Source organism: Enterobacter sp. 61D5, assembly GCF_034107965.1.
Lineage (GTDB): Bacteria > Pseudomonadota > Gammaproteobacteria > Enterobacterales > Enterobacteriaceae > Enterobacter > Enterobacter cloacae_M.
Window position 1 is genome coordinate 273,027 of sequence record NZ_JAWNFK010000002.1, and the last position, 20,068, is coordinate 293,094.

General features: G+C 55.6%; 17 protein-coding genes. All 17 read left to right on the forward strand.

Going from position 1 to position 20,068, the window contains the following annotated elements:
* Positions 1–16: 16 nt before the first annotated feature.
* The 17 genes from tssB (at position 17) to UTM25_RS01580 (ending at position 19,873) form a co-directional block, all read left to right on the forward strand.
* Positions 17–541, forward strand: a complete 525-nt coding sequence (tssB, locus tag UTM25_RS01500; protein ID WP_008502644.1) for a type VI secretion system contractile sheath small subunit — start codon at positions 17–19, stop codon at positions 539–541.
* A gap of 3 nt (positions 542–544) precedes the next feature.
* A complete protein-coding gene (tssC, locus tag UTM25_RS01505; protein ID WP_014884232.1) occupies positions 545–2,044 on the forward strand; it encodes a type VI secretion system contractile sheath large subunit in 1,500 nt (499 codons plus the stop codon).
* Positions 2,045–2,124: 80 nt separating this feature from the next.
* Complete coding sequence (locus UTM25_RS01510) at positions 2,125–2,556, forward strand: Rap1a/Tai family immunity protein (RefSeq protein ID WP_194399484.1); 432 nt, start codon at positions 2,125–2,127, stop codon at positions 2,554–2,556.
* Positions 2,553–3,047 carry a T6SS effector amidase Tae4 family protein gene (locus UTM25_RS01515; protein ID WP_194399483.1) on the forward strand — a complete coding sequence of 165 codons (495 nt, stop codon included), beginning with the start codon at positions 2,553–2,555 and terminating at the stop codon, positions 3,045–3,047. Before UTM25_RS01510 ends, UTM25_RS01515 begins: the two co-directional genes overlap by 4 nt.
* Positions 3,032–3,481: a T6SS amidase immunity protein Tai4 family protein gene (locus UTM25_RS01520; protein WP_414146742.1), complete on the forward strand. Its 450-nt coding sequence runs from the start codon at positions 3,032–3,034 to the stop codon at positions 3,479–3,481. Before UTM25_RS01515 ends, UTM25_RS01520 begins: the two co-directional genes overlap by 16 nt.
* Positions 3,482–3,661: 180 nt before the next feature.
* Positions 3,662–4,144 (forward strand): Hcp family type VI secretion system effector, encoded by a 483-nt coding sequence (locus UTM25_RS01525; protein ID WP_008502640.1) that lies wholly within the window; start codon positions 3,662–3,664, stop codon positions 4,142–4,144.
* Between the two features lie 581 nt (positions 4,145–4,725).
* A complete protein-coding gene (locus tag UTM25_RS01530) occupies positions 4,726–5,715 on the forward strand; it encodes a hypothetical protein (RefSeq protein ID WP_194399482.1) in 990 nt (329 codons plus the stop codon).
* Positions 5,716–7,265: 1,550 nt separating this feature from the next.
* Complete coding sequence (tagH, locus tag UTM25_RS01535; protein WP_194399481.1) at positions 7,266–9,035, forward strand: type VI secretion system-associated FHA domain protein TagH; 1,770 nt, start codon at positions 7,266–7,268, stop codon at positions 9,033–9,035.
* On the forward strand, positions 9,032–9,829 hold the full coding sequence (locus UTM25_RS01540; protein WP_014884226.1) for a PP2C family protein-serine/threonine phosphatase: 798 nt from the start codon (positions 9,032–9,034) through the stop codon (positions 9,827–9,829). Before tagH ends, UTM25_RS01540 begins: the two co-directional genes overlap by 4 nt.
* Before the next feature lie 16 nt (positions 9,830–9,845).
* Positions 9,846–10,844, forward strand: coding sequence for a hypothetical protein (locus UTM25_RS01545; protein WP_194399480.1), 999 nt, complete (start codon positions 9,846–9,848; stop codon positions 10,842–10,844).
* Positions 10,845–10,853: 9 nt separating this feature from the next.
* Positions 10,854–11,666, forward strand: coding sequence for a type VI secretion system accessory protein TagJ (locus UTM25_RS01550; protein WP_194399479.1), 813 nt, complete (start codon positions 10,854–10,856; stop codon positions 11,664–11,666).
* Positions 11,659–12,222: a type VI secretion system baseplate subunit TssE gene (tssE, locus tag UTM25_RS01555; RefSeq protein WP_023312148.1), complete on the forward strand. Its 564-nt coding sequence runs from the start codon at positions 11,659–11,661 to the stop codon at positions 12,220–12,222. Before UTM25_RS01550 ends, tssE begins: the two co-directional genes overlap by 8 nt.
* A 2-nt stretch (positions 12,223–12,224) precedes the next feature.
* Positions 12,225–14,096 carry a type VI secretion system baseplate subunit TssF gene (gene tssF / locus UTM25_RS01560; protein WP_194399478.1) on the forward strand — a complete coding sequence of 624 codons (1,872 nt, stop codon included), beginning with the start codon at positions 12,225–12,227 and terminating at the stop codon, positions 14,094–14,096.
* On the forward strand, positions 14,093–15,136 hold the full coding sequence (gene tssG, locus UTM25_RS01565; RefSeq protein WP_194399477.1) for a type VI secretion system baseplate subunit TssG: 1,044 nt from the start codon (positions 14,093–14,095) through the stop codon (positions 15,134–15,136). The genes tssF and tssG overlap by 4 nt, the downstream gene beginning before the upstream one ends.
* Before the next feature lie 38 nt (positions 15,137–15,174).
* Entirely contained in the window at positions 15,175–17,790 is a 2,616-nt protein-coding gene (tssH, locus tag UTM25_RS01570) for a type VI secretion system ATPase TssH (RefSeq protein WP_194399476.1), read from the forward strand.
* Between the two features lie 24 nt (positions 17,791–17,814).
* Positions 17,815–19,233: a serine/threonine protein kinase gene (locus UTM25_RS01575; protein ID WP_194399475.1), complete on the forward strand. Its 1,419-nt coding sequence runs from the start codon at positions 17,815–17,817 to the stop codon at positions 19,231–19,233.
* A gap of 229 nt (positions 19,234–19,462) precedes the next feature.
* On the forward strand, positions 19,463–19,873 hold the full coding sequence (locus UTM25_RS01580) for a hypothetical protein (protein WP_233469362.1): 411 nt from the start codon (positions 19,463–19,465) through the stop codon (positions 19,871–19,873).
* Positions 19,874–20,068: the final 195 nt, after the last annotated feature.

Here is a 20,068-nt window from a genome sequence, read left to right on the forward strand (position 1 = left end):
TTTGATGGAGAACATCATGGCAATGAGTAACAGTGGGCAGAAATTCATCGCACGTAACCGTGCCCCCCGCGTGCAGATCGAGTACGACGTAGAGATCTACGGTGCAGAACGTAAGATTCAGCTGCCGTTTGTGATGGGCGTCATGGCCGATCTGGTCGGTAAACCGGTTGAAAATCTGCCGGCCGTCGACGAGCGTAAATTCCTCGAAATCGACATCGACAACTTTGACGAACGCATGAAGGCGCTGAAGCCGCGCGTGGCGTTCCAGGTGGATAACACCCTGACCGGCGAAGGTAAGCTCAACGTGGATCTGACCTTCGACAGCATGGACGACTTCCTGCCGGATGCGGTGGCCCGCAAGGTCGAGCCGCTGAACAAGCTGCTGGAAGCGCGTACCCAGCTCTCCAACCTGCTGACCTATATGGACGGCAAAAACGGTGCGGAAGAGCTGATCGCTAAAATTCTGCAGGATCCGACGCTGCTCAAATCCCTGAGCCAGTTGCCTAAAAATGACGAAAGCGCGAAAGGTAGCGAGGAATAATCGATGAGCAACCAGACTCAACAACATGAGCAGCAGGCGGGTCAGGCGTTCAGCCAGGATGAGTTCAGCGCGCTGCTGAACAAAGAGTTCCGCCCAAAAACCGATCAGGCCCGTTCTGCCGTAGAAAGCGCGGTTAAAACTCTGGCGCAGCAGGCGCTGGAAAACACCGTTACTTTCTCCAACGACACCTACCGCACCATTCAGAACCTGATCGCCGGTATCGACGAGCAGCTGTCGCAGCAGGTAAACCAGATCATTCACCACGAAGAGTTTCAGAAGCTGGAGAGCGCCTGGCGCGGTCTGAGCTACCTGGTGAACAACACTGAAACTGACGAGATGCTGAAGATCCGCTTTATGAGCATCTCCAAGCAGGAGCTGGGCCGCACCCTGAAGCGCTTCAAGGGCGTGGGCTGGGACCAGAGCCCGATCTTCAAGAAAATCTACGAGCAGGAGTACGGTCAGTTCGGCGGCGAGCCGTTTGGCTGCATCGTGGGCGACTACTACTTCGACCACAGCCCGCAGGACGTTGAGCTGCTGGGCGAAATGGCGCGCATCGGCTCTGCGGCGCACTGTCCGTTTATCACCGGTACCGCACCGGGCGTGATGCAGATGGAGTCCTGGCAGGAGCTGGCTAACCCGCGCGATCTGACCAAGATCTTCCAGAACACCGAATACGCCGCCTGGCGTTCGCTGCGTGAATCCGAAGATGCCCGCTATCTGGGCCTGGTGATGCCGCGCTTCCTGTCGCGCCTGCCCTACGGCATTCGCACCAACCCGGTCGACAGCTTTGATTTCGAAGAGCAGACCGACGGCGCGAACCACAACAGCTACTCCTGGGCGAACGCCGCGTATGCGATGGCCGCCAACATCAACCGCTCCTTCAAAGAGTACGGCTGGTGCACCTCAATTCGCGGCGTGGAGTCCGGCGGGGCGGTGGAAAACCTGCCGTGCCACACCTTCCCGAGCGATGACGGCGGCGTGGACATGAAATGCCCGACCGAGATCGCCATCAGCGATCGTCGCGAAGCTGAACTTGCGAAAAACGGCTTTATGCCGCTGGTTCACCGCAAAAACTCCGACTTTGCCGCTTTCATCGGCGCGCAGTCGCTGCAGAAACCGGCCGAGTACCACGACCCGGACGCCACCGCCAACGCGCGTCTGGCGTCTCGTCTGCCGTACCTGTTCGCCTGCTGCCGCTTTGCCCACTACCTGAAGTGCATCGTGCGCGACAAAATCGGCTCCTTCCGCGAGCGCGAAGAGATGGAGCGCTGGCTGAACGACTGGGTCATGAACTACGTCGACGGTGACCCGGCGAACTCCTCTCAGGAGACCAAGTCCCGTAAACCGCTGGCCGCTGCGGAAGTGCAGGTGCAGGAGATTGAAGACAACCCGGGCTACTACGCCGCGAAGTTCTTCCTGCGTCCTCACTACCAGCTGGAAGGCCTGACCGTTTCCCTGCGTCTGGTATCTAAACTGCCGTCGCTGAAGACGAAAGACGCGTGATGATGGGTGCCGGCCCTGGAGGGGCCGGCAATTTGAGCGTAAGAGCTTAGCTTATTTCTGTCAGTGAATAAGGATATACGGTGAAACATATACTTTTAATCGCAACCAGTTTGCTGGCAGCTTCTACTCTGGCAAGCGCGGACGCTGGAAATTATAAATACCCTCAAGCGGAAGCATTGCCGCAGGATGACACATCAAACTTCCAACGCGATCCGACGTTGTTAACGGGATACGATTTAAATTTGAGTGCAGAGCGTTTCGCTAAAGCCTGGCTGTCGAAAACGAATGAACGTGAACGCATTAAGGCAAATATGTATCTTCTCGGCGTAGTCGACGCATCTGAGGGCACTGCATGGTGCAAGGGCAGGCCTTTTTTGCCAAATACTATCCATGAGTTCCTCTATTCTCGTTTTGCGAACTTATCAAAACAGCAAGGCGAAGAACACGCTTCAAAAATTATCATTGATGGAATGAAAGAATTACGCCCGTGCAAAAAGGAGAGTGATAAATGAGACCATTATACGAACAGCTGAAACGTCAGCATTACTCTTCGAATCATACGCGCGCGGGTTTTGCCTCGGGTGAACAGGTCTTCTCAGAAATTGGCTACGATTATTCAACGATTATCAAGCAGCAACCGGCATACGAAAATACCTGTGCGGTAAGAATGAGTCTGGCATTGTTAAAATGTAATGTAGAATTCTCAGGCCGTTTACCCATAAAGTCGGGTCCCTATAAAGGAAAAACAATCGAACCTGGCGCAAAATTACTTGCCGATCAACTTTATAAATCACATGTGTTTGGCAAGGCAGAAATCTTTACCGATCGCGAGGCGGGTGCGCGCTCAATGTTGGGCCGAAAAGGTGTTGTTTTCTTCAATAAAATTGATGGATATGGCGGTGGTCATATCGACCTTATCGAGCCTCTGAGTAATAATTCGTTTATATGTAACTCCGATTGCTTTCCCTACTGTCAGGAAATCTGGTTTTGGGAATTAAAATAATTTCATTCAGATATCTAAAGACAGCATTTCTTTTGCTCACTTGCTTATGTTTTTCTGCTCGCGGTGATAACCCTCACGATGATTTTTATCAGCAGCAAACATACCGGCAGGTTTTAAAAGATTTAGTTCTGGCGCGCTGTCTTGCTCAGGTGGCAGATAAAGGCAGCCAGTTTTCTGCTGATGCGGCCCGAAGTGCGAGCGCATTTATTGAGTGGATACCTTTTGATGCTGAAAATGGCACGGATAAAGTGAATGCCCTCATCGGAAAATATAAAAATCAAATTAATGGTTTTCATTCAGAGCGAAAACCCGATGTCAAAGGCGTAACCTTAAACTGTCTACGTCTTTATCATAGCGACGAACTGAACAAACTGGTTCCGCAAGTCATCATTGGCGATCCTGACCGCACCTGGATTCAGGATAACCCGCAGTAGTAAAAGACTTCACATTCTTTCCGTTTATTCAGGGGGAATGTAAGACTGTCAAATGACACGGGTCATTTGATGTGAGGCAGAGGTAAAATATGGACGGTTTTATTCAGCCCCATGCTTTCCTGTTTGCCATATAAGTGCTTTTTCGAAAGCAATATTGTTCATCCACGAAGAGTAGATATTATGGCTATTGATATGTTTCTGAAGGTCGAGGGTGTTACGGGCGAATCTAAAGATTCTAACCACACCGGCTGGACTGATATTACCTCCTTCTCCTGGGGCGCTTCCCAGCCAGGTAATATGAGCGTTGGCGGTGGCGGCGGTGCCGGTAAAGTTAACTTTAACGACCTGCACGTTAACGCGCTGATCGACAAATCTACCACCGCTATCCTGAAACACTGCGCCAGCGGTAAACACCTGACCAAAGTTGAGCTGTCCGTCTGTAAAGCCGGCGGCCAGCAGGTGGAATACTCCCGCATCACGCTGGAAGATGTGCTGGTCACCTCTGTTCAGTACACCGGTGCTGACAACGGCGATACCGTTGGTGTGACCTATGCATTCCAGGCTGCGAAAGTGAAACAGCAGTACTGGGAGCAGACCACGTCTGGTGGTAAAGGCGCTGAAAGCAGCGCTGGCTGGAACATCAAAGAAAACAAAGAAGCGTAATTGCGTATGTGGCCGGGGAATTTTCCCCGGTCATTATGATTGGTTCACTATTCGGCGTGTATTTGCGATGGAAAGAGCGTTAACGGTTATACCCATTGTATTATCATGTAGCGCCTGCATATCCCACCCTGCTCAGTTTCAGAGTTTAACTGTTAAGGTGGAAAAAAATGCACCCTGTTTTGGAGTTTCGAATAGCACTAGAATCAGTGAGCCTGTGTTAGTTTACGAGCCCTTTATATCCCGACGTGTAGGTAACGAATGGGAAACAATTTTCTCTCCAGGGGCATTTCCTACCAGCCACATTTTAAAATATGAAGAGTGTCTGCTCTGGGATAAAGTGAACTGGCAGTCAGGAGAGTATGATGTGGTATTAAAGTCGAGAACTCATAATAGGGATCTTCGATATGCGGCTCGATTTATTATCAGTGTAAATGCTAAAGGCGAGTTATCGCTAGCTAAAACAGAATAGGTGAGTTTTCAAACGTTGCCGATTTTTAAGAAAGTGTCAACGTTTGGATACTAGTTCAACTCCATTTTACTTGAATGTGAGTGCTTATTTGTGAAAAGCAAAGGGAATGAATATGACTAGTCAATCATTAGTTAATCCGGGATACTGTATTGTTCAGCAGCCAGGAACCCTGGATTTCCAGGCAAGATTTTTATTCAACAATCCAAATAGCGATGCTGCTCGTTATTTCATGCAAGTTAATAGCGATGCTCAGTGGTCAAAACCTGGACAGATGTTGATTCTTGATGCACCGGGAAGTAATAATTCTGTGCAATTTAAGCAATTACAAATTGCAAAAAAGAAAGTTAATGGTGCTCTGGTCGATCTTGACTCTGGAGAGGCGAATTTCTTTAATCAACATTTTAGCACAATAGCCGCAGTTACTAATTTTATGGATAAGTCCCTTGGTGTCGTTGCTGATGCAGGCGAAAAATATTTCAGCGACATAGAAAGAAAACTTAAATCCATTGAACTGGCTTACCAGAATCAGTACAGGACACAAGGAACATTAATAAGCCAGCAATTTTTTGTTGAGCGTCAGCGCCTCTTTTCTGAGTTAGATGGCTTATTAAATAAATTGTCCAGGTTGACGTTGAAGATGAAACCCTATGACGAATTGAAGCATGCATTAGGTTTGTCAAGCAGATCCATTGTACATGAATGGAGTACAGCCGGAGTCGCTTCTATTCGTGGTTATTCAACTTATATCGATAATGCCTCTAAGGCCGCTCGTTTTCTTAAAGCGGGAGGGTGGCTTGCAATAGGTTTTGCAGGTGCAAATACCACTAATGAAGTTTACAATGCCTGCACCGTAGGACGAGAGCAGAGTTGCTCTAAAGTCGCTGTGAAAAAATACAGCAGCTTTGGTGCAAGCCTGGCAGGGGGTATTTACGGTGGTAAATACGGAGCCATGGCAGGTGCTGGTGTATGCGTTGCGCTTGGTGTTGCGACGGGGGGGGTAGGACTGCTCGCCTGCTCCATTGTCGGGGCTGCTGCAGGAGGATACGTTGGTGGCGAGATAGCGGGCGGAGCGACTGAGTATATGATGGATAAAATATGGTGAATATAGAGAATTTATCATTATTTCTTATCGTGGTTTTATTGCTGGTTGTTGTAATTATGGATTTGTTCAGTTCTCGTTATTTCAAAAAGCACGAGGCTGATTATAATCAGTTACTTTCTGACTACCGACGCAATGGATATGACCTGGATCTAGTAACAAACTACGCTTCTTTTTTTGGTTCGTTGGCCAATTATCAGAAAATAATCTGGTTTGTACGTCTTTATAAAGGTGTTAGAATGAAGTTCACTCATGAAAGGCTTGTGCAGGAAGAAGCTTATAAATACGTGCAGTCGTTGCCGGATGAAAAAATTGGCTGGATACTAAAGTTACATCGTTGTTATAAATTACAGGCGTTAATATTCACTCTGTGGCTCATAGTTGGATTATATTTTATAACCTTCATTAAATAGTTTTTTGATATTCTCTTTATCAAACGCCGTCGTTTTCACCCTCGAGAGCGGAAGCGTTTGAGCGCTAATCAAAACTACTGGAGATGTAGGAGGTACGAAAGTAGGTGGGTTTGTTGGTGAACAGATCGGTTGCTTAATATTCAGTGGGGAATGATGTGATTACTAATGATATTTTCTCCATTTTTATGATTTTTTTGTTTATTCTGTTTTTGACCATGGCTGTTACTTTCTATATTGATTATCAAAATCACTCAAGTGAAGTATCTAAAGTATATGATTCATTAACGCAGATTGGGTTATTAAGGAAGGAGGACTATCAACTTTGGGAAGGTTTGGGTTTCTGGGGTTTTGGTTTTCGTGTCACAATATTATCCAGACTGTTACGGGGTAGGGACGTTAAACTAACCAATTCTCGAATACTTCATTCCCATTCGTGCCATAACATTTTGTCCGATTCTGAACTCTCCTGGGTCTACTCTTATGACAAAAAAATAAAATTCATGGCGGCTGTTTTTATACTGCTTTTAGTCATGGCAAGTGTTGATGGTGTATAAACGTTTATTACCTATATGAATGTTTTTTGTGTTAATTATGCTGACGCAATTACACCATGTGATTGATTTTTTGGGGGCGAGCAAATGCGCCTGATACTACTTTCTTTTGTATTTTTAGCTTTGTTTATTTCTTTAGTTTTATATGTCTATTTTTATCGGAAACACTCTCAGGAACTAACAAAAGCATTTCACCTCCTTAGTAGTAAACAATACTTAGATATAAATGATTATCTTTTCTATGAGCAGCTTGGATTACCTGGGTTTGCGCATCGCGTATTCTTAATGAGAAAAATAATGGCGTGCAAGCCGATAAAGTCAGGTAGCACAAGGCAAATCTCTCCTGAAGCAGGAAGATTTATACTTTCAATATACCGTTTTCCCTGGATTACAACGTTCCATAAATTAACGATTTTTGTCGTGTTTTTAATGTTATTGTTAATTGTGCTAGTTGCTACCGGGCGATAAAAGAACCGTTTCAAATTATGCTCGATATTTAAACTGTCCTTTGCCTTAACTCCCAAACGCCGCCGTTCTCGCCCCGAGAGCGGCAGCGTTTGAGCGCTAATCATACCAGCAGGAATACGCCATGCGATTCACGATTATTTCTACGAAACCCGGTCATCAGCCGCCGCAAAGCAGCTGTGATTTTTACGCCCCGGGCGGCACCATTGGGCGCGGTACGGATAACAATCTGGTGTTGCCGGATAATGACCGCACCATCTCTCGTCTGCAGGCCATTGTTCACGTTGACGCCCAGGGCGAATGCCGCGTGACCAACCGTGGCAGCGTCACCCGCGTGGTATTAAATGACATTCCGCTGGAGCGAGGGCGTCAGGTCGAGCTGCAGGATGGCGACATTCTCGGTATTGATGACTACCGTATCGAAGTGACCGAACTGATCCACGACACGCAGCCCGTGAGCCGTATGGCGGCCAGCATGCATCAGCAGGCGCGTCCGGCAGCCGCTTCCGCGCCCGCTCCGCAACAGAAACCGGCGAGTGCCGCACCGCGCGGCAAAGCCGAGCCGACCGCCGTGCCAACGGAGATCTGGGATAGCCTGATGCAGGAGTTCTCCATCTCCGACAGCATCTCCAGCAACCGTGCAAAACCGCAGCCTGCTGCTTCGCACGATCCGTTCTCCCAGCCTGCGGCCCCGGAGCGTAATGCCGAAGATCCGCTGGCGATGTTCAACGACAGCGATCCAAAGCTTGAGCGTAAGCATGTTGACCCGGACACGCTGTTCAGCGACGAAGCGTTGTTCAAAAAAGAGAGTATTTTTGACGACGTCACCCCGTCAACGCTGGTGGCGCCGGGCGAGAATACCCCCGCTAAGCCAGAAGGCGAGGCGACGGACGAGCTCGATCCGCTGGCCCTGTTTGGCGGTAAGGCCAGCGCGCCAGCCGCGCGAAATGACGACCCGCTCGGGCTGATGGGCGGGGCGCCATTAACCCATCCGGATGACATACTTGCCGAAAAGCCTGCACCAGTGCCGGAGCCTGAGCCTAAGCAGGAAGAGGACGTGCTGGCCGATTCTCCGCTGTTCGCCCCCGAGCCGCAGGAAGAACCGCGTGCTGAAGAAGAGCCCGCGCGACCGGATTACGCAGGCTTCACTATGCCTACGCCACAGGCCGTTGCGCGCAGCAGCGCTCAGGCCCCGAAGGGCCGCCTGCGCATCGACCCGGTCAATAACGCCGCCTCCCCAGCTGCCACAGTAAACAGCGGTGAGAAGGGTGAAGTGCTGCAGGGCGAGCTGCTGGAGGCGCTGCTGGAAGGAATGGGGCTGAGCGAAATGCAGCCCGTCCCGCAGTTTGACCGGGAAAATATGCGTCAGCTGGGGCAGATCCTCGGCATGTTCTCTCAGGGGACCGTCGCGCTGCTCTCCTCGCGCTCCATCCTCAAGCGTGGCGTGAAGGCCGATATGACCATGGTGCTGGACGATGCCAACAACCCGTTCAAGCTGTTGCCGACAGGCAAAACCGTGCTGATCCAGATGTTCGGCACCCCGATGCCGGGCTTTATGCCGCCAACCAAATCCGTGCGCGACGCGCTGATCGATCTGCAGGCGCACCAGTTGGGCATGATCTCCGGTATCCGCGCCATTATTGCCGCGATGCTGCAGTCCTTTAACCCGGAACAGCTGGAAGAGCAGGCGAAGCAGAACGGAATGACCTCTCGTCTGGCGCTGCCGGGCAGCCGCAAAGCCGCCCTGTGGGACTATTTTGTTCGCAGCTACGGTGAGACGGCGGGCGAGATTGAGGATGACTTCCACACCCTGTTCGGCGAAGCCTTCCTTCATGCGTACGACATGGAGGTGAATCAGTACAAAGACTCACAGAGCGGATCGGAAGACAAATGAATATCGCAACGGCTTCTCTCTCCCGCCAGGGGACGCGCGCCAGCAACCAGGATCAGACGGGAGAAACCATAGGGGAACGTTCGGCCTGCTTTGTCGTCTGCGACGGCATCGCGGGCCTGCCGGGCGGTGAGGTGGCTGCAGAGCTGGCCCGCAACAGCATTATCTCCCGCTTCGATGGCGACAAACATCTTAACGCGCAGCACATCCGCGACTACGTGCAGACGGCGAACCGCACCATTCTCAGCGAACAGCAGGCCGTTCAGGACTACCGCCGGATGGGCACGACGCTGGTCAGCCTGTTCATTGACCGTGATTACGGGCTGGCCTACTGGGCGCACGCCGGAGACAGCCGCCTGTACCTGTTTCGTCGGGGATGGCTGTGGCATGTGACCACCGACCACAGCCTGGTGCAGCAGATGAAAGACGCCGGGCACCAGACCGATAACCTGAACAGCAATTTGCTCTATCTGGCGCTGGGGATTGAAAACGGCGGGCCGGAAGCGAGCTACAGCGACGTGGTGCAGGTGGAAGACGGCGATGCATTCTTGCTCTGCACCGACGGGTTCTGGCACGGCGTCAGCGAAGAGCAGATGAAGCAGTCGCTGCATATGGTCAATACGCCGCAGGAGTGGCTGACCTTAATGAACCAAATCATTCAAAAGAATGGCGAACAGGAAGGGAATGCTCAGGATAACTATACTGCCCTGGCGGTATGGATGGGCAACCCTCAGGACACCACTTTGCTGCACACCCTCTCTGACGCAGCACAATTTCTTCCCTGCGGAACTGATTAGACACACAAGGAACGATATGAAACTTTGGCTATCGGGTTTGGCACTTCTGGCGGTCACCTCCACCGCGCAGGCTGAGAATTTCCGCATCGTGCAGTCTCCTGCGCAGAAGCTGGATATCTGGATCGACAACATTAAAGACAATACGCCGCAGAGCTGGTGTAAGCCTGAGGTGGCGCTGCGTATTGTGGCGAACGGCAAGAAAGACGTCTCCGTGCTGGAGAACTTTGTGCCGCGTCTTGGCTCCCTGCTGGAACACCAGTGCAGCAAAGTGAATAAGCTCAGCTGGACGCTCAACGATCCGGCGGGTACCACGCTGGCGCAGGGCACGGCAGGCAAAGCGCAGGACTGGGCGCTGGTGGTGAAACAGGAGCAGGCCACGCCTGCTGCGACCGTCACCGCAACACCATCCAGCGGCGCGTTGCTGCCGCCGGACCAGGACGTGGCTTCCCGCACCGTTGCCGCGGACCGCACGCCGTGGCAGGAGTTTACCCTGAAGGACGGCTGCCACCTGCGCACCTTCTGGGAAGGGGGCGCTTCCGCTCCGGCGCTATTTATTCCCGATTCTGACACCACCCGCTGCGGTAACGGCAGCTGGCTGAGCGGACACACCGTTGTGTCGCAGTCCCGCAACGGCGGGCAGAAAGAGATGGCGGTGACGTACATCCATGGCTTCCCGGTGACGGGGCTGAATCAAAGCGCCGATCCTGAAAACGCGCTGATCACCTCCGTCAACAAAGAGCGCATGGTATTCAGCACGCCAGACAGCGACCAGAGCTGGATGATCCTGCCTTACGATAGCGCCGTGAACAGCTGGAAAAGCAACGGCACCGTCGCGGTGGAGATTTCCCGTGAAATCGCCAGCGATGATGCAAAACTGCAGGCGCGTATCGCGGCGGTGAAAAAAACGTGGGGCGCCTGGGTCGCACCCGGCACTCCGCTGAATATCGTTCTGATTGACACCCTGCGTCCTCAGCTGCGCGATCCGGCCGTCGGCGCATGGCGCGCGGCGAATTAAGGAATGGCTATGAATACGCTCTATCAACGCCTGGCCGGCGAGTCGCTCAACGATGCGCTCGCGCGTCTGGAAGCAGAAATCAAAGCCCGTCCGGCGGATGCCGACCTTCGCGCCGCGTTCGTGCAGTTTTTAACCCTCAGCGGCAACTGGACGCGCGCGCTGACCCAGCTGAAAAGCTGGCTGGCGCTCAAGCCCCAGGCGAAGCCCACCGTCACGCTGCTGGAGCAATCCATTCAGGGCGAGCTGCAGCGCGCGCAGGTGATGGCGGGACAGGCGCGTCCGGCCATGCCTGAAGCCCAGTGGCCGTGGCTGACGACCCTGGCCGCGGCGCTAAGCGAGGAGGGCGAGCGCGCCCGGGCGCTGCGTCTGGAAGCTCTCGATCGGGCTGAGGTCACCCCCGGCAAGATTATCCTCGAAAACGAGGAGACGCTGGCTTTCGAGTGGCTGATGGACGGCGATGCCCGTCTCGGCCCGGTCTGCGAAACCATCGTGAACGGCCGCTATTTCTGGCTGCCGTTTAGCGCTATCGCGGAGATCCGTTTCCAGGCGCCCGCCAGCGTAACCGATCTGGTCTGGCGCCACGCGCTGGTGCGCCTGACCGACGGTACGGAGCAGGTGTGTCAGATCCCGGCGCGTTACCCGTTTGCTGCCGATGCCACCGATGCGGTCAAGCTGGGCCGCACCACCGAATGGCAGCCGCTCGACGAAGACGGCACCCTTTACGAAGGCAGGGGCCAGAAGGCCTGGCTGAGCGAGCAAAGCGAATACCCGCTGCTGTCCTTAAGCCTCGTGACGTTTGCGACGGATGGAGCCGATGAGTAATCCCGCTGGCGAAGGCGATCTGCTGCGCAGCGGCTGGCAAGCCCGCAGCAGGCAGGAGAAGGTGGGGGCGCGCGACAAAATGCAGCCCTCGCTGCTGGATCGGCTCACCGATAACGACCCGGAAAAAAAACGCGAGTCGGCCAACAGCAATCTGATCACCCACGCCGCCCTGCGCCGCAACGTCCTGCGCGATCTGCAGTGGCTGTTTAACACCATCAACCACGATGCCTCCGGCGACTTGAGCGCCTTGCCGCACGTGAAGCGCTCGGTGGTCAACTTCGGCGTCGCGCCGCTGGCCGGTAAAAGGATGTCGGACATCGAATGGCATGACATTCAGCGCAAGCTAACCGAGGCCATCATCAATTTTGAGCCGCGCATTTTGCCGCAGGGGCTGCAGGTCCGCTGCGTGTCTGATACCTCCTCGCTGGATCTGCACAACGTGCTCTCCATCGAGATCAAAGGGCGTCTGTGGTGTGTGCCGTACCCGCTGGAGTTTCTGTTTCGTACCGATGTCGATCTGGAAAACGGCCATTTTGAACTGAAAGATGCGGGGTAATCATGGAAAGTAAACTGCTCGAATATTACAACCGCGAGCTGGCCTACCTGCGCGAAATGGGAGCCGAGTTTGCCGAACGCTACCCAAAAGTCGCCGGACGGCTGGGCATGCGCGGCATCGAAGTGGCGGACCCGTATACCGAACGTCTGATGGAGGGCTTCGCCTTCCTCACCTCCCGCGTGCAGATGAAAATGGACGCGGAGTTTCCGCGCTTCTCCCAGCGTCTGCTGGAGATGATTGCGCCAAACTATCTCGCGCCCACGCCGTCGATGGCAATCGCGGAGATTGCGCCCGACAGCAGCCGGGGCGACCTGAGCAAGGGCTTCATTGTGCCGCGCGGTACCATGATGGACAGCCTGGCGCTGAAAAAAAACGGCGTGACCTGCAGCTATACCACGGCGCACGAGGTCAACCTGCTGCCGCTGAAAATCGATAAGGTCGAGCTGGGCGGCGTGCCCGCCGATCTGCCGCTGGCGCAGCTGGGGCTGAGCCAGCGGGGGATCGGCAGCGCCCTGCGGATCCGCATCGCCTGCGACGGCCCGCAAAACCTCGGGCACCTGGATTTTGACCGACTCGAATTTTTCCTCGCCGGTCCGGATATTGAAGCGCTGAAGCTGCTGGAGCTGGTGATGGAGCACCACGCCGGGATCGTCTGTCAGACGGTCAGCCCGCAGCCGCAGCGACAGCTGCTGGCGTCGGACGCGCTGCGCCAGGAGGGCTTTGAGCCTGACCAGGCGCTGCTTCCGGACGATCTGCGCAACTTTGACGGCTACCGTCTGCTGCAGGAGTATTTCGCGTTTCCGGCCCGCTTCCGCTTCATCAGCCTGAGCGGTCTGAGCACGCTTATCCAGCGCTGTGAAGGCGAAAAAGCCTTCGACATCTTCATTCTGCTGGATAAGTCGGATGAACAGCTGGAGCGCGTGGTCGATGCCAGCCATCTGGCGCTGCACTGTACCCCGGTCATCAACCTTTTCCCAAAGGTCGCGGCGCGTCAGAAGCTGAATGAAGGCATGCATGAATACCATCTGGTGGTCGATAACATTCGTCCGCTGGATTATGAAATTTACGCGGTCAAAAAAATCTATGGCAGCGCGGACGGCCAGCGTGATGACCAGACGTTTCGTCCTTTCTGGAGTACCTGGAGCGGCGATGCGGGCAACTATGGAGCCTATTTTTCCCTGCGCCGCGAACAGCGCGTGTTGTCCGAGCACGCCCTGCGCTACGGCACCCGTACCGGATATATCGGTTCAGAGGTGTTTGTTTCGCTGGTGGATGAACAGCACGCCCCGTGGCAGGAAAACCTGCGCTATATCTCTGCCGAGGTGCTGTGCACCAGCCGCGACCTGCCGCTGATGCTGCAGCAGGAGCTCGGGCAGTTCATTATGGCCGACTCCATGCCGGTGAAATCCCTCACCCTGCGCAAAGGCCCGACGCCGCCGCGCCCGGCGCTGGCGGAAGGGTTCAGCACCTGGCGGCTCATCAGCCAGCTGCAGATGAACTACCTCAGCCTGATGGACAGCGAAAACGAAGACGGCGCGGCCGCGCTGCGCCAGCTGTTAGGGCTGTACGCCAATCTGGCAGAAACGCCCGTTGCGCGTCAGGTGGAGGGGGTACGCCACTGCGTGCTGGAGCCGGTTCACCGCCGCGTGCCTGAACCCGGCCCGGTCGTTTTCGCCCGCGGGATCGGCATCACCCTGACGGTCGATGAGCGAGCCTTTTCCGGCGCCAGTCCGTGGCTTTTTGGCAGCGTGATGGAGCGTCTCTTTGCCCGCCTGGTGTCCATCAACAGCTTTACGGAGTTCACCCTGAAAAGTCAGCAGCGCGGCGAGATTGGCTACTGGGCGCCGCGCATGGGTAAAAGGGCGCTGATATGAGTGACGCTGCCACTGCACCGCTGCGCGTGCATCGCCTGACCCGTCTGCCGGACGCGTTCTGGCAAGGGGTTCGCGAGACGCCCTGGCGCTACGATCTGTTTCAGCTGTTAAGGCGCATTGATGCCCAGGGCGGCGAGCGCTACCCGCTGGGACGCGCGCCTCTGCCGAAATTTGAGCCGCTGCGCATCGGCCAGCAGCCGTCGATGAGTTTTGCGCCGTCAACGCTGGCTCAGGTACGCCAGCGGGAAGAAAGCGGGCTGCATGAGGTGTCTATCCTCAGCTTCGGCCTGTTTGGCCCGAACGGCCCGCTGCCGGTCCACATGACCGAATACGCCCGCGAGCGTATTTATCATCATCAGGACACCAGCCTCAGCGCGTTTGCCGACCTGTTCCATCACCGCCTTTCGCTGCTGTTTTACCGCGCCTGGGCGGATGCGCAGCCGGCCGTCTCCCTGGATCGCGCCGACAACAGGCGCTTTGAGGGATATCTGGCATCGCTGATTGGCATGGGCCAGCCGGGGCAGATGAACAAAGGCAGCCTGAGCTCGCATGCTCGCTTTACCCACGCCGGACACCTGACCCGTCACGGGCGGGATCCGGAGGGGCTGGAGAAGATCCTGCGCAACTATTTTAAAGCCCCGGTTAAGCTGGTCAGCAACGTGCCGCAGTGGATGCCTCTCTCTACGCGCGAGCAGGCGCAGCTTGGCGCAGGGCGCCGCATGCCGCGCATGGGGGAGTCCGCCTTTCTCGGCGTCGCCGTCCGCGACGTGCAGCACAAGTTTCGCATCGAAATTGGCCCGCTGAGCGCGGAGGAGTACAACCGTTTTCTGCCGGGTGAAGCCTGGGTAACCGAGCTGCGCGACTGGGTGCGTCAGTACGCCGGGGTAGAGTTTGAATGGGAAACGCGGGTGATCCTGCGTGAAGACGCGGTGCAGGGCACCACGCTCGGCAGCAATGGGCGATTAGGCTATAACACCTGGCTGGGCCTTCAGCCGCAGCCTGTCCCGCGTGGCGATCTGGTGTATCGCGCAGAGCGGTAATCCTTCCGTATACCGAATCATTGTTAATGGAAACTAACATGTCAGAAATTAGCCGTGCCGTGCTTTTCGGAAAACTGGATACGCTGTTATTTACCTCTCTGGAAAGCGCCACTGCGTTCTGCAAGCTGCGCGGCAACCCGTACGTTGAGCTGGTGCACTGGCTGCATCAGCTCATGCAGCAGCAGGATGGCGATCTGCAGCAGGTCATCCGCCACTTTGCCCTTGATGAACAGCAGCTGACCCGCGATATCGTGGCTGCGCTGGACGTCCTTCCGCGTGGCGCCAGTTCCGTTTCCGATCTCTCCGAGCATATCGACAGCGCCGTGGAGCGCGCCTGGGTCTTCGGCTCGCTGAAGTTTGGCGTCAGCCGTATTCGCGGCGGCCATTTGCTGATCGGCATGCTTAAAACCTGGAACCTGGCCAACGTGCTGAAAAGCATCTCGTCGGAGTTCACCCGCCTTAACGTCGAGGTGCTGATTGAGCAGTTCGACGCTATCTGCGCCAACAGCAAAGAGACGCAGCAGGCCGCTGCCGCCGCAGACGCACCGGCGGGTACGGTACCGGCGGCGCAGGGGACGCTGGCCCAGTACGGCCAGGATCTGACCGCCCGCGCCCGCGAAGGGAAGATTGACCCGGTTGTCGGGCGCGACGAGGAGATCCGCCAGATGGTGGATATCCTGATGCGTCGCCGCCAGAACAACCCGCTGCTGACCGGGGAAGCCGGGGTCGGGAAAACGGCGGTAGTGGAAGGGCTGGCGCTGCGTATCGCCGACGGCGACGTTCCGGAGCCGCTGCAAAATATTCAGCTGTGGCTGCTGGATATCGGCATGCTGCAGGCTGGCGCAGGCATGAAAGGCGAGTTCGAGGCCCGTCTGCAGGCGTTAATCAATGAGGTCCAGTCCAGCGCCACGCCGATCGTTCTGTTTATCGATGAGATCCACACCCTGATTGGCGCAGGCGGCCAGCAGGGAACCGGCGATGCGGCGAACCTGCTGAAGCCCGCGCTGGCGCGCGGTCAGCTGCGCACCATCGGCGCCACCACCTGGGCGGAATACAAAAAATATATCGAGAAAGACCCGGCGCTGACCCGCCGTTTCCAGACGGTGCAGGTCCACGAGCCGGACGAAGCGAAAGCCATTCTGATGCTGCGCAGCACCGTGTCGCCGCTGGAGACGCACCACCAGGTGCTGCTGCTCGACGAAGCGGTCAGCGCGGCGGTGAAGCTGTCGCATCGTTACATCCCGGCGCGTCAGCTGCCGGACAAAGCCGTTGCGCTGCTCGACACCGCCTGCGCCCGCGTCGCGGTCAGCCAGAGCGCGCCCCCTGCGCAGCTGGAAGACTGCCTGCGCCACCTTGCCGCGCTGGACGTGGAAATTGAGATTGCTGAACGCGAAGCGCGCGTGGGAGCCGGTGACGCCAATCGCGTGACCGCTTTACTCGCCGAACGCGACGCGTATGAAACAAAACGCGAAGCCCTGGCCCGGCGCTGGGAAGAAGAACGCAGCCTGGTGCAGGAGATTATCCGCCTGCGCGCGGCGCTGTTCGCGGCGGGCGATGAAGATAGCGCCGAGCTGCGTGGCCAGCTGGCGGAACGGCAGCAGGCGCTGAACGCCCTGCAGGACGATGAACCGCTGCTGTTTGCGGCGGTGGATGAAAACGTGGTTGCCGCAGTGGTCTCTGACTGGACCGGGATCCCGCTGGGCCGGATGGTGAAAAATGAGATCGACGCGGTGCTCAACCTCGCCGACACGCTCAACCAGCGCGTTATCGGCCAGCGTCACGGCCTGGATCTTATTGCCCGCCGCGTGAAAACCTCGCGTGCGAAGCTGGACGATCCCAACAAACCGGTGGGCGTCTTTATGCTGTGCGGCCCGTCCGGCGTCGGTAAAACCGAAACCGCGCTGGCGCTCGCCGAATCTCTTTATGGCGGCGAGCAGAACGTTATCACCATCAACATGAGCGAGTTCCAGGAAGCGCACACCGTTTCCACCTTAAAAGGTGCGCCTCCGGGGTACGTAGGGTATGGTGAAGGCGGCGTGTTAACCGAGGCCGTACGCCGCCGCCCGTACAGCGTGGTGCTGCTGGACGAAATTGAAAAAGCGCACCCGGACGTTCACGAAATCTTCTTCCAGGTCTTTGATAAGGGCTGGATGGAAGACGGCGAGGGGCGCCACATTGATTTCCGTAACACCATCATTATTCTGACGTCTAACGTCGGTACCGACCTGATTAGCGCCATGTGCGCCGATCCGGAGCTGATGCCGGAGCCTGAGGCGTTAAGCGGCGCCCTGCGCCAGCCGCTGCTGGAGGTATTCCCGCCGGCGCTGCTGGGCCGCCTGCTGGTGGTGCCGTACTACCCGCTCAGCGACGAGATGCTGGGGCAGATTGTTCGCCTGCAGCTCAAGCGCATTCAGCGCCGTCTGGAAGAGAATCACAGCATTATTTCTGAGTTTGACGACAGCGTGGTGGAACAGATTGTTCAGCGCTGTACCGAGGTGGAGTCCGGGGGCCGCATGGTGGATGCTATTCTGACCAACACCTTGCTGCCTCAGATGAGCCAGATCTTACTTACCGCCAGCCGCAGCGACGAGCAGTACCGACGTCTGCACGTCACCTGCGAGCAGGGCGAGTTTCACTGTCAGTTTGCCGCGTAATAATCATCAAGAGAACTGTAAAAGATGACGGATAATGATAACAATCGGACTGTCCCAAACGCGCTCCCGGTCGGGTACCGCTTCAACGAGTTTGAAATCAAAGAGGTGATCGGCGGCGGCGGTTTTGGCATCGTCTATCGCGCGTGGGATCACCAGCTCGAACGCACTATCGCTATCAAAGAATTTATGCCTTCCTCGCTCGCCGTGCGCGGCGATGACATGACCCTGGTGCTGCGCAGCGAGCGCTTTGGCAAAGCGTTTTCCGCAGGCCTGAATAGCTTCATCCAGGAAGCCCGTCTGCTGGCGCGCTTTAACCACCCGAACCTGCTGCACGTCCTGCGTTTCTGGGTACAAAACGACACGGCCTACATGGGGACGCTGTTTTACAGCGGAACCACGCTTTCGCGCCTGCGCGAAGAAAAGCCGGAGCTGATCAATGAGGCCTGGATCCGCCGCACGCTGCCGATGCTGTTCGGTGCGATCAAGACCATTCACGACGAAGGCTATCTGCACCGCGACATCTCTCTGGATAACATTCAGATCCAGGATAACGGCCTGCCGGTGCTGCTTGATTTCGGCTCCGCGCGCCGCACCATCGGTAACCTTTCCGATGAAACGGAAACCATGCTGCGCCCGGGCTTTGCGCCGATCGAGCAGTACACCGACGACAACGAAAGCGAGCAGGGCCCGTGGACGGATATTTATGCCCTCGGCGCCGTGCTGCGTACCCTAATTGTGGGTTCTCCGCCGCCGGTCAGCGTGGTGCGCTCGATTCAGGATACCTGCAAACCGCTGGTGGAAATCATGCCGCAGGGCTATTCCATTCCGCTGCTGCAGGCCATCGACCGCGCGCTGGCGCTGCACATGGAGGACCGTCCGCAGTCCATCGACGAGTTCGCCGCGCTGATAGAGATGCCGGTCGCAGGGATCAACGACGTGCTGACGGCGAAAAAGCCCGGCACGATGCTGGTACCGGTGGAGGAGGAACAGCCGGCTTCGCTACTCGACTGGCGTCGCTACAAGATCCCGGGCATGGTTGCCGCAGGCGTGCTGGTCGGCGTTGTCGCCGGGGCGATGCTGTTTAGCAGCGGGAATGATGCTCCCGAGCAGTCTGCACAGGCACCGGCAGAGACGCGTCCGACTGAGACCGCCGCAAACGCGCCGGACGTGAAGCCGGAAACGGCGAAGGTGAGCGAGCAGGCGACGGCGCAGCAGACGCCACCGCCTGTCGCGAGCCCTGTTGCGTTGGTCTATATCCGTATCCTCGACGGCGAAACGCTGAAAGTAAACGGCGAGCCAAAAGCGCTGCGCCCGGGAACCAACGGCTATGCATCGCTCAAGCTGCCGGCCGGTGAGGCGAAGATTGAACTCCAGGGCAACGGAAGAACGCGTGGCCAGACGCTGGATATTGCCAAGCCGGGCACCTGGCTGGTGAATCCATAGGAATTTAAACAGGAGAGACTATGGAAGTGTACGATCTTCGAAGCCAGAGGCTTCATCCAGGAATGCGAGAAGATTGTCTCTCCTGTTTATGCGTTTTGAATTTAATCCTAACCCGGAGAGTTGAGTTGAAGCCAACATGTGCCTCCCCATTTTTGTAAATAACAATATCGGGCGTACACAAAATAACCTCGCTCATTTAAATAGCAAATTATGGTATTTCTGGGGAAGTATGGATCTTCTCGCAATATTGCTTTATTGCGTGAATTCAGTTCGCCACGACAGAATTCCATTCATTTCTGATGCAAAAGCGTTTAGTGATTCGTTGCATTATTATGCAGGTGATGGTTTCAGCATTTTGGTCATGCTTTTTTTTGTGCTTGACTTACTTTTATTACTCTCTTTGTGTACTTCGGCCTGGTTATTCTTCAAGCGAAAGATCGGAGCGATTAAATTTGCCTTTGCTCAGGAATTATTTCGCTTGATTTCATTCAGATGCTCGGTCTCATTTTCCCCTCTTTTAGTAAGTATGTTTGATATTTCAAACATCTGGTTGAATGTAGGCTTATTTGTCACTTCAGAGTTACTGAAAATCTACTCTCTTGTTTTTTGGATGATCAAGAGGGAAAAGCCCCTTTCTTGAATGATGCTTTATCACAGATGCGAACCCCTTTTCTGCATCGCATAAGCTAGATGGAATAAAGATTATGCTCAACCGAATTACCGTTCAGCTCCCGGTGGAGGGGCTTCTGTTCTGGAAACTGACGGGCCGCGAGGCGATGTCCGAGTCGTTTGCGCTGACGCTGACCGTGCTCGGCACGGACGCGCGCATTGACCG